11 protein-coding genes and 1 pseudogene are annotated in these 10,038 nt (G+C 39.0%); 4 read left to right on the top strand and 8 right to left on the bottom strand.

Annotation, left to right across the window (positions count from 1 at the left end):
* A pseudogene (locus RM529_RS14720) lies at nucleotides 1–751 on the top strand (hypothetical protein); the annotation flags it as partial.
* A 109-nt stretch (nucleotides 752–860) separates the two neighbouring features.
* On the top strand, nucleotides 861–1,550 hold the full coding sequence (locus RM529_RS14715) for a peptidoglycan DD-metalloendopeptidase family protein (RefSeq protein ID WP_311485510.1): 690 nt from the start codon (nucleotides 861–863) through the stop codon (nucleotides 1,548–1,550).
* Nucleotides 1,551–1,743: 193 nt separating this feature from the next.
* On the opposite strand, the gene RM529_RS14710 is transcribed toward RM529_RS14715, so the two are convergent.
* From RM529_RS14710 to RM529_RS14685, 6 genes are all read right to left on the bottom strand, one after another.
* Entirely contained in the window at nucleotides 1,744–2,076 is a 333-nt protein-coding gene (locus RM529_RS14710) for a HepT-like ribonuclease domain-containing protein (protein WP_311485509.1), read from the bottom strand.
* A complete protein-coding gene (locus RM529_RS14705; protein WP_311485508.1) occupies nucleotides 2,045–2,380 on the bottom strand; it encodes a nucleotidyltransferase family protein in 336 nt (111 codons plus the stop codon). The genes RM529_RS14710 and RM529_RS14705 overlap by 32 nt, the downstream gene beginning before the upstream one ends.
* Nucleotides 2,381–2,736: 356 nt before the next feature.
* Nucleotides 2,737–6,099, bottom strand: a complete 3,363-nt coding sequence (gene secA, locus RM529_RS14700) for a preprotein translocase subunit SecA (RefSeq protein WP_311485507.1) — start codon at nucleotides 6,097–6,099, stop codon at nucleotides 2,737–2,739.
* Between the two features lie 87 nt (nucleotides 6,100–6,186).
* Entirely contained in the window at nucleotides 6,187–6,408 is a 222-nt protein-coding gene (locus RM529_RS14695) for a DUF2795 domain-containing protein (RefSeq protein WP_013070580.1), read from the bottom strand.
* 146 nt (nucleotides 6,409–6,554) lie between these two features.
* The gene (locus tag RM529_RS14690; protein ID WP_311485506.1) at nucleotides 6,555–7,127 is read right to left on the bottom strand and encodes a cob(I)yrinic acid a,c-diamide adenosyltransferase; all 573 of its coding nucleotides are present in this window, start codon (nucleotides 7,125–7,127) and stop codon (nucleotides 6,555–6,557) included.
* The gene (locus tag RM529_RS14685) at nucleotides 7,124–7,318 is read right to left on the bottom strand and encodes a hypothetical protein (RefSeq protein WP_311485505.1); all 195 of its coding nucleotides are present in this window, start codon (nucleotides 7,316–7,318) and stop codon (nucleotides 7,124–7,126) included. Before RM529_RS14685 ends, RM529_RS14690 begins: the two co-directional genes overlap by 4 nt.
* A gap of 178 nt (nucleotides 7,319–7,496) precedes the next feature.
* Here RM529_RS14685 and RM529_RS14680 point away from each other — a divergent pair, with 178 nt between their 5' ends.
* The gene (locus tag RM529_RS14680) at nucleotides 7,497–7,730 is read left to right on the top strand and encodes a hypothetical protein (protein WP_311485504.1); all 234 of its coding nucleotides are present in this window, start codon (nucleotides 7,497–7,499) and stop codon (nucleotides 7,728–7,730) included.
* On the top strand, nucleotides 7,718–8,026 hold the full coding sequence (locus RM529_RS14675) for a type II toxin-antitoxin system RelE/ParE family toxin (RefSeq protein ID WP_311485503.1): 309 nt from the start codon (nucleotides 7,718–7,720) through the stop codon (nucleotides 8,024–8,026). Before RM529_RS14680 ends, RM529_RS14675 begins: the two co-directional genes overlap by 13 nt.
* Before the next feature lie 76 nt (nucleotides 8,027–8,102).
* On the opposite strand, the gene RM529_RS14670 is transcribed toward RM529_RS14675, so the two are convergent.
* Together RM529_RS14670 and RM529_RS14665 are read right to left on the bottom strand one after the other, a co-directional pair.
* Complete coding sequence (locus tag RM529_RS14670; protein ID WP_311485502.1) at nucleotides 8,103–8,807, bottom strand: ABC transporter ATP-binding protein; 705 nt, start codon at nucleotides 8,805–8,807, stop codon at nucleotides 8,103–8,105.
* A gap of 234 nt (nucleotides 8,808–9,041) precedes the next feature.
* Nucleotides 9,042–9,959: an O-methyltransferase gene (locus RM529_RS14665; protein WP_432264538.1), complete on the bottom strand. Its 918-nt coding sequence runs from the start codon at nucleotides 9,957–9,959 to the stop codon at nucleotides 9,042–9,044.
* Nucleotides 9,960–10,038 lie beyond the last annotated feature (79 nt).

Below are 10,038 nucleotides of genomic sequence, written 5' to 3'. Positions count from 1 at the left end.
GGGCGAAAAGTTTGGAGCAGATATGGAAGCCTGGGGAGAAAAATTTGGTAAAGAAATGGAAAAATGGGGAGAACAGTTTGGCAAAGAGATGGAAGCCCGTTTTGAAGATAAGGAAAATAAGGTATTTGTATTGTCTAATGATGGCGGTAAGGCAAAAAAAAGAATACGAATAAGTCTTCCTAAAAATGCCAATTTGATCCTTAATGTGCGGCATGGAAAGTTAAATTTGCCGGGGACCACTTTTAACCTTAAAGCCAGCGTTTCTCATGGATCCCTTTCAGCAAATACACTTGCAGGGAAGCAAACCGATGTAAAAGTTTCTTATTCGCCAATAAAAATAAAACACTGGAATTATGGGGTGCTGAGTACAGATTATGTGCAGGATTGTACTATAGATAAGGCCACCAGTATCAAATTAAGTTCTAATTCCAGCGATGTGATCGTAAAAGAAATTACTGAAACAGGTATTCTTACGGGGTCTTTTGGAGATTTAAATATTGTAAAGCTGGCGCCCGAATTTAAAAACCTGAGAATAACACTTGAGAATAGTGATTTAGAACTCTCTTTACCAGATACTGCTTTTAATTTTAGTTATGATGGAACCCAAAGCGATATTGCTTATCCCAAGTCTATGGAGTTAAAATCTACAAAAACTTACGATAATATAATTTTAAACGGTTACAATAAGAGCAGAAACGGCTCAGGAACTGTAAGTATTAAAGCAAGTTTTAGTGATGTTTTGGTAAATTAAAAATCTAAACTTATTTTTAGCCGATAGAAAAAGGTCGTCTAAAGGCGCAAAATTTCAAAAGGACGAAATTGTGCATTTTTGACGATCTTTTTTGCTGAAAATATGCCGAATGAAATCTGAAACTTTTGCTGAATTTATTGCCGGACTTACTACAGGATTCACTCCCGTAGTTGCAAACCTGGAACAGGGAGAATATGCACCAATAGATCTTTCTGAAAACAACCCCGAAATTCTGAAACTGGAAATGCTTTCTTCCGAAGCTTTTTCTGTTTTTCTGAACAATTCCCTGAGAAAAGTGGGTAAAAAGGCCGCCTACGGAGGTTACAATGAGACACGAAACCTCTATAAAAGGAGCAATCTGTTCAATAGAAATACTGAAGAATTCCTGAACAGGAACATACACATAGGTTTGGACATTTGGGCTGCAGAAGGTACCGCCGTAATGGCTGTTCTGGACGGGAAAATTCACAGTTTTCGGGATAATGACAATTTTGGAGACTATGGCCCCACAATTATCCTGGAGCATGAAATGAAAGGTAGAAAATTCTATACATTATATGGACATTTAAGTAGGAAGTCACTTTTGGGACTGGAGGCAGGGCAGGAAATAGCTCAATTTCAGGAAATAGCCCAGCTGGGGGAGCCTTTAGAGAACGGAGATTATGCGCCACATCTTCATTTTCAGATTATGGAGGATTTAATGGGAAATTCCGGTGATTTTCCAGGAGTTGCCTCTAAAAAAGAAATTGAATTGTACCTTAAGAATTGTCCCGATCCTAATTTATTGCTTAAAATTTAAGTTTTGAGTATTCCGCTGACCACCCCGGCCTTCGGCCACCCCTCCTTTATAAGGAGGGGAGCTCTTGTTGCTGCAATTTAGGTGTTGCCTCAAAAATGACAAATATCGACTATACCACCTTGACCTGTGGTCAACCATTCTTAAAAACGGAGGTTAGCTTTTGTGTTTCCAATTTTTGTCAACTGGCACTGGATTATTTGGATAGGTCCTGAATTTCTTTTTTAAGTTCTACCAGATATTTTTTTACAATAACCCAGACTATTGCGTTATCAATGCTGTTATAGGCATGGATTAATCGGTTTCTAAATCCGATGATCTGTTTGTCTTTGTGAATTGAAAAATCTGGTTCTAACTTTTTTACCTTACTTAAAGCTTCTCCAATTATGGCTAATTGTCTTTCGACCGCGCTTTGAGTTTTTACGTCATGGTGATACATCTTAAAGTTTGGAGTATCAGCTATGAAATCTTCAATTAAGTCGATAGCTATTAATATATCAGAGAGGTACTTCCTGGCTTTCTCCCTCATAAATCAGAACTTTGGTGGTGTCAATATTTTTCTTTAGAACTGGATTCCTGAGCGAAGAGGGTGTTAGTAAATCCACTTTTCGTTGAAAGAAATCTTCTAATTTATCCCAGATAGCTAAAAGTTTATCTCCCCTTTCTAAAGGATCGTTTTCTTCAATTTCGATTAATAAATCGATATCGCTGGAATTTTCATCAAATTTGTCGGTTATGGAAGAGCCAAAAGCATATAAATTTTTGACATTATATGATTTACATAATGCTTTAAATTCAGCCAGGTTGGGTTCTATGCTAGCTATTACTTTCATAAAGCTAATATAATCAATTTTCTCTTTGAATAAATCACTAGGTTTTGATTCCTAGTGACTTGTTGCTAACTGAAAAGAATGTTTTTTAAGCCACACCTATTATCTGACCACCCCGGACTTCGGCCACCCCTCCTTTAAAAGGAGGGGAGCTCTTGTTGTTTGCTCCAATTTAGGTGTTGCCTCAAAAATGACAAATATCGATCTTTGTAGCACGCCAGCCTTCGGCAACCTTGCTAAAAGGAGGGGAGTATATTTAGGAACGACCTCCGAACTCTAAACAACAAAACAAAAAAACCCGAAAAACTTAAATAGTTTTTCGGGTTTTTTTAATCTTTCTACAGTCTACAGACCACCATCTACTCATTATCCACAAGCACCCAGTCTCCTTTATCCAATAGGGGGATGGCCTGCTTATACTTCATGGTTTTGTTTTCACCACTCATCACATTTTTAACCGTGATCTTGTCGTTACGGCCAATCTTGGGTTTGTCCCTTACTACAGTCTCTGTAACTTGGGGTTTAGGTTGTTGGCGTTGCCCTGCAGCACGGTTTTGAGCGGCTCTCTCGTCTATATTCTGAATTTCCTCTTTAGAGGTCTCCACCTTTTCACGTTTTCTGGTCTGTCTCGCTTCCTGGATGTTTGAAACATTCCCTTCGGGAATTTCTCCTTTAAACAGGAACCCTATAACGTCCCGGTTTACCTGATCGAGCATTGTTTTAAAAAGTTCAAAAGCCTCAAATTTATAGATCAATAACGGATCTTTTTGTTCGTGAACTGCCAGCTGAACGCTTTGTTTCAGCTCATCCATTTTCCTTAAATGGGTTTTCCAGGAGTCATCTATAATTGCAAGGGTAATATTCTTTTCAAAATCTTTTACCAGCTGCTTTCCTTCAGTCTCGTATGCTTTTTTGAGATTGGTGACTACCTGTAGAGTTTTGCTGCCATCTGTAAAAGGCACCGAGATTCGTTCGAAGTTATTTCTTTCATCTTCATGAACCTGCTTAATTACAGGGAATGCCCTGGAAGCGCTGTGTTCCATCTTTTCCTCGTAATGTTTATATGCAGCTTTATAAACTTCGCCTGCTATTTTCTGAACGGTCATCTTTCCAAAATCTTCTTCAGAAACAGGAGAACTCATAGAAAAGTAACGAATCAGTTCAAATTCGAAATTCTTATAATCTGATGCCATTTTATTGGTTTCAGCAATAGCTTCCGAAGTGTCAAATATCATATTTGCGATATCCACTCTTAAGCGATCGCCAAAAAGAGCGTGGTACCTACGCTTGTAAATCACTTCCCGTTGGGCATTCATCACATCATCATATTCCAGCAGACGCTTACGAATCCCAAAGTTGTTCTCTTCCACCTTCTTCTGGGCCCGTTCTATAGATTTTGAAATCATGGAATGCTGGATGACTTCACCTTCTTCAAGCCCCATCCTGTCCATCAATTTCGCAATCCTGTCAGATCCGAATAATCGCATAAGGTTATCTTCCAGGGATACATAAAACTGCGAACTTCCGGGATCTCCCTGTCGTCCACTACGACCTCTTAGCTGCCTGTCTACACGCCTCGAATCGTGGCGTTCTGTACCTACAATAGCCAGACCACCGGCATCTTTAACTTCTTTGCTCAACTTAATATCGGTACCACGACCGGCCATGTTGGTGGCGATGGTTACAATTCCAGATTTACCTGCTTCAGCAACAATATCTGCTTCCTTCTTGTGCATCTTCGCGTTCAGCACGTTATGCGGAACATTACGAAGCTTAAGCATTCTACTTAATAACTCCGAAATTTCTACGGAAGTGGTACCAATCAGCACCGGCCTTCCCTGCTTAGAAAGATCGGTAACGTGGTCAATCACCGCATTATATTTTTCGCGTTTGGTTTTGTACACCAAATCTTCTTTGTCGTTTCTGGCAATAGGTCGGTTCGTCGGAATTTCAACAACGTCCAGTTTGTAAATTTCCCAGAATTCACCGGCTTCGGTCACTGCAGTACCCGTCATCCCCGAAAGCTTGCGGTACATTCTAAAGTAATTCTGAAGTGTTACGGTAGCGAACGTTTGCGTGGCATCTTCAATCTTCACATTTTCTTTTGCTTCAATTGCCTGGTGCAATCCGTCGCTATAACGGCGACCTTCCATAATACGGCCTGTCTGCTCATCAACAATCTTTACTTTATTATCTATAACAACATATTCTGTGTCTTTTTCGAATAAGGTATAAGATTTAAGCAACTGCCGCATGGTATGGATACGCTCGCTTTTTACACTGTATTCACGGAAAAGTTCTTCTTTCTTTTCTGCTTCCTCTTCTTTTGGCAGCCCTTCTCTTTCAATCTTGGCGATTTCCATTCCAATTTCCGGCATCACAAAGAAATCTGGATCATCTTTTCCGGAGAGAAATTCAATTCCCTTATCTGTAAGGTCTATTTGATTGCTCTTTTCTTCAATGGTGAAGTAAAGCTCTTCATCAATTTTAGGCATCTCACGGTTATTGTCCTGCATATACTGGTTTTCAGTTTTTTGCAGTAACTGCTTAATCCCTTCTTCACTTAAGTATTTAATAAGCGCCTTGTTTTTTGGAAGTCCGCGGTAAACTCGCAACAATTGTTTTCCACCTTCTTTAGTGTCGCCGGCAGCAATAAGTTTTTTTGCTTCAGCAAGTATTTTTACAAGATGTTTACGTTGTGCTTCAACAATGCTTGCAACAGCAGGTTTTAATTCATTAAACTCGTGAACATCACCTTTTGGGATAGGCCCCGAAATAATAAGCGGTGTACGGGCATCATCAATTAAAACCGAATCCACCTCATCCACAATCGCGTAGTTATGAGGGCGCTGCACAAGATCATCTGGCGCATGGGACATATTATCCCTTAGATAATCAAAACCAAATTCGTTATTTGTTCCGTAGGTAATATCTGCGTTGTAAGCTTTTCTCCTCGCTGCGGAATTTGGGCGGTGATAATCAACACAATCCACGCTAAGACCGTGGAATTCAAAGATAGGGGCCATCCAGGCACTGTCCCTTTTTGCAAGGTAATCATTCACAGTTACCAAATGAACACCATTTCCGGTTAATGCGTTGAGGTACATTGGGAGGGTTGCAACAAGTGTTTTACCTTCCCCGGTATGCATCTCTGCAATTTTACCCTGGTGCATGGCAACACCACCTATTAGCTGAACGTCATAATGAACCATATCCCAGGTTACCGGTTTGCCGGCAGCATCCCAGGAATTGTTCCAAATGGCAAAATCGCCATCGAGGTTTACGTAATCTTTTTCAGCAGAAATTTCGCGATCAAAGGAAGATGCTTTTACCCTTAGCTGCGTGTTGTTTACAAACCTTTTAGCAGTTTCTTTAACAGTAGCAAAGGCTTCGGGAAGAATTTCGTTAAGGATACCTTCTGAGATTTCATAAGATTTATCTTTTAAAGCATCAATTTCAACGTAAATATCTTCCTTGCGGGTAATATCTTCAGATTCATCTGCTTCTTTCTCAAGGGCTATAATTTTTTCGTTTACTTCCTTTAGGGCATCTGCAATTTTTGCTTTAAAAATAGCAGTTTTTGCTCTTAGTTCATCGAGGCCCAATGCTTCATATTCAGATTCATATGCCTTTATTTGTTCAACTATGGGTTGTATCTCTTTGACGTCTTTTTTTGATTTGTCGCCAACAAATACTTTTAATACAGAATCTAAAAAACTCATAAGTTTTTTGTTTTAATATGTTTCAAATGTAAGCAAAAAAAAAGCCTCACTTTGGAGACTTTTTTGCTTTATTTCTAATGGTTTGTGTCAATATTCATCCTCATTCCAGAGATAATCATCGTCTGTGGGATAGTCTGGCCAAATCTCTTCAATAGAATCGTAGGAATCTCCTTCATCCTCGATGGCCTGCAGATTTTCAACAACTTCTAAAGGCGCACCCGTTCTGATTGCATAGTCAATTAATTCATCTTTTGTGGCAGGCCATGGCGCATCACTTAAGTAAGATGCTAATTCTAAAGTCCAATACATGATCGAATCTGGTTTATAATTTTTGCAAAAATAAATTTTTTGCTGATATAGCCAAGAAAAAAATCTTATAATTATTCAATACCGTTAAGAACTTATTCTAAAACCTTACTTTTTACAGTAGATTTAGAGAACAGAAGAAGAAGTTTTCAGGATTTTTCCGGAACCCATTTTATTTCTTCCGCCTGGAAGTATTTTGTCAATTTTCGTGCCAGCACAAAGAGATAATCAGAGAGCCTGTTAAGGTATTGCAGTACAGTGTCGTCAAAGGCTTCAATTTCATAAAGCGCTGTTGCTAAACGTTCTGCCCGCCTGCAAACACAGCGGGCTATGTGACAGAATGACACGCTTTGGTGGCCACCGGGAAGCACAAAATGCGTCATTTCCGGGAGCTCTTCGTTCATTTTATCCATTTCCTTTTCAAGAAACTCTATATCTTCAGCAGAAATTTTAGGAATGGATAATCTTTGTTTTCCATTTTTAAGCACTGCTTTTTCCGGATCTGTGGCCAGAACCGAGCCGATGGTAAAAAGCCGGTCCTGGATTTTGATTAGGTTTTGTTGAAGGTGATCCTCAATATCCTGATCCCTAAGGAGCCCTATATAGGAATTAAGTTCATCTACCGTTCCGTAACTTTCTATCCTTATATGATGCTTCGGGACCCGGGTTCCGCCAAATAAGGCAGTCGTTCCTTTATCCCCGGTTTTAGTATATATTTTCATTTTTTGTTTTTCTCCTGAAAAGTGTCTTCAGATTTTTCCTGCTCTCTGCGCTCCAAGTACCTTTTTCTAAAACTTCGGTTTTTTCGATTTTTACGGTTGTTCTTTGCACGTCCCGAATTCCTGCTGAAGTAGATGAAAATAGCAGCAATAATAGCCAGGTAAAGCCAGGTTTCCTGATCAAAATCAAGCATCTTGGTTTCTTTTCACGAAGATAAGAAAGTTTTTTGTCAAAGGACAATGGACAGTTGGCAATAAGCAATGAGTAATTAATAATTAGTTTTGCTTTAGAGACATAAAGATTTGATTTAACCTACTGGCAATATTTGGAAAAATGACAAACATTGTCGACTTTTATAGGAAAACAGCCCAATGACAACTTTGGAAAATATCAAATATCGTTTAATAGACCGAATTCTTATTACCCGAAATGAAGAATTGCTTTCTGCAATTGATAAAATCTTAGATTCGACACAAAGCGAAGAGGCCTTAAACTTAAATTCTGAACAAATTGAAATGCTGTTAATGAGCGAAAGAGATATTGAAGAAGAGAAACTTATTTCGGAAGATGATCTAAGAAAATCTGATTCTGAATGGATGAGCTAACGATCTTTTGGACCCATACTGCATTAGAACAAAGAAATTATATTTTTGAATATTGGAACAACCGAAACAAAAGTAGCAATTATTCCAGGAAGCTCAATTCATCTATTCTTGATCGTATTGGACTATTAAAAGGCAATCCTGAAATGGGAGTTAAAACTAATGTTGAAGGAACAAGAGCCATTTCATTAGGCCATTACTCTCTCCTCTATCAGGTAAATTTTCCACGAATTCTCATAACAGGATTTTGGGATAACCGGCAGGATCCAAAGAAACTCCTGAAATTTTTAAATCGTTAGAGATTGTTTACCTGATCAAAATGGTCAATAAGGAAGATACGTTGAGTAATTAATGGAAAGATTAGACATTTAACTCTTAACCTTCAACTTTTACCTTTTCCCTGCGTTCATCACTCTCTACTACACCATCTCGTAAACGGATAATACGATGGGCGTGTTCTGCAATATCTTCTTCGTGAGTTACGAGGATTACCGTATTGCCTGCAGCATGAATTTCATCGAAAAGGTGCATAATTTCTACCGAAGTTTTGGAGTCCAGATTTCCGGTAGGTTCATCGGCAAGGATTATAGAAGGTTTGTTCACGAGTGCACGGCCAACGGCAACCCGCTGTCTTTGTCCGCCGGAAAGTTGATTGGGTTTATGATCCATACGATCACCAAGGCCAACGTTGGTAAGAACTTCTTGAGCCCTTTTGGTCCTGTCAGATTTTGAGTAACCGGCGTAAACCATAGGAAGTGCAACATTATCCAGAGCAGTAGTACGCGGTAATAGGTTAAAGGTCTGAAAAACAAAACCGATTTCTTTATTTCGTACTTCAGCAAGTTCATCATCAGTCATCTTGCTTACATCCTTCCCATTCAGGATATAAGATCCCGAAGTTGGAGTATCAAGACATCCCAGCAAATTCATTAAAGTAGATTTTCCAGATCCTGAAGGTCCCATAAATGCCACATATTCGCCACGCTCTATATTGAGGTCTATTCCCTTAAGAACTTTTACAGTTTCCTGACCCAGCGGAAAATCCCTGGTGATATTGGTAATTTCAATGACTCTGCTCATTTGTAAAGCTATTTTCACAGGATAAGACGCAAGTTAACGACATTTGTTACAATTGTACAATTTTTATGTTGTAGAGTGAAGGAGGAAAAGAGGTAAAGAGTGAATAGTGAAATCAAACTTTTATGATAGAATGAAATTCGGGGGAGAAGGTGGAGCGGGACAATCCTCTCCGTGCTTTTAATGTAAAAGAAAACTTTTTAACTTTTAACTCGTTAACTTTTTGACTTATTTAGCCTACAGCCTGATATTGAAATGCTGCTTTGCCTGTTCTTTTCTGAAGAAAATAAGGCCCCAATAGAAAGTGTCGATAGAGACCGTAACTTCAGGATGGTTTTTAATTTCTTCCCAGGCTTTTTCCATTTCCGGTGACCAGTGGATATCGTCAAAAATAAAAACGGAATTATTCTTAGCAGTAGGCAGTAATTTATGGAAGTATTCCAAAGTTGGTTGTTTCTGGTGATTTCCGTCGAAAAAAACCAGGTCAAATTTTTTTAGTTCGTAGTTCGTAGTTTGTAGTTTTTGGTTTGTAGTTTGTAGTTCTGAGTTTGTTGTCTCTCCACTTTCTTCTCTCCACTCTCCACTTTCCACTTTCTTGTCTCCTGCCTCTTGATTCCTATTTTCCTTTTTCTCTCTCCACTCTCCACCAATTACTTCCTCCAGCGTATCCTCAAATTTGCCAATTTTCAGCTCAATATTATTTAATGCGAATTTGTCGAACTGCTGTTGGGCGATATTTGCCGTTTCCGGGCATCCTTCTAAAGTAATTAACTTAGCGCTTTTATTTCCAGCCATTGCTGAAGTCGCTATACCCAGTGAAGTTCCCAATTCCAGTACATTTTTACATTCAAGATAGTTCACCAGCCTGTAAAGTAACTTTGCACGTCTTTCTGATATCCCAGCATTCTTTGCTACTGCCGAAATTTTACGTTTATCGGATTTAAAAACCCTGCTTCCCGCACCAAAATCGGTTATTTTGATAAAATTGTCATTTTTCAGCAAGCTTCTTCGGAAGGATTTCAGAAGGCCATACGCCGCATATTTCTTTTTATCATAAAAGCATTTCGTCACCAGCTCATACACAAAAGGGGAGTGGAGGCCGTGCTGATTTTGACTTTTGAGGAGGAATTTTATGTAGGATTTTAGGAGGTGCAAAACTGGATGTCTGTTGTGTTTTTCAGTGGAGAGTGGAAAGTGGAAAGAATTCTTATTTTCTTTTCTTGTTTTTGAGGTA

It is taken from the genome of Autumnicola edwardsiae, assembly GCF_031846505.1.
Classification (GTDB): domain Bacteria; phylum Bacteroidota; class Bacteroidia; order Flavobacteriales; family Flavobacteriaceae; genus Autumnicola; species Autumnicola edwardsiae.
Note: the sequence above shows the minus strand (reverse complement) of the source record. Positions and strands in the feature narration are given on the sequence as shown.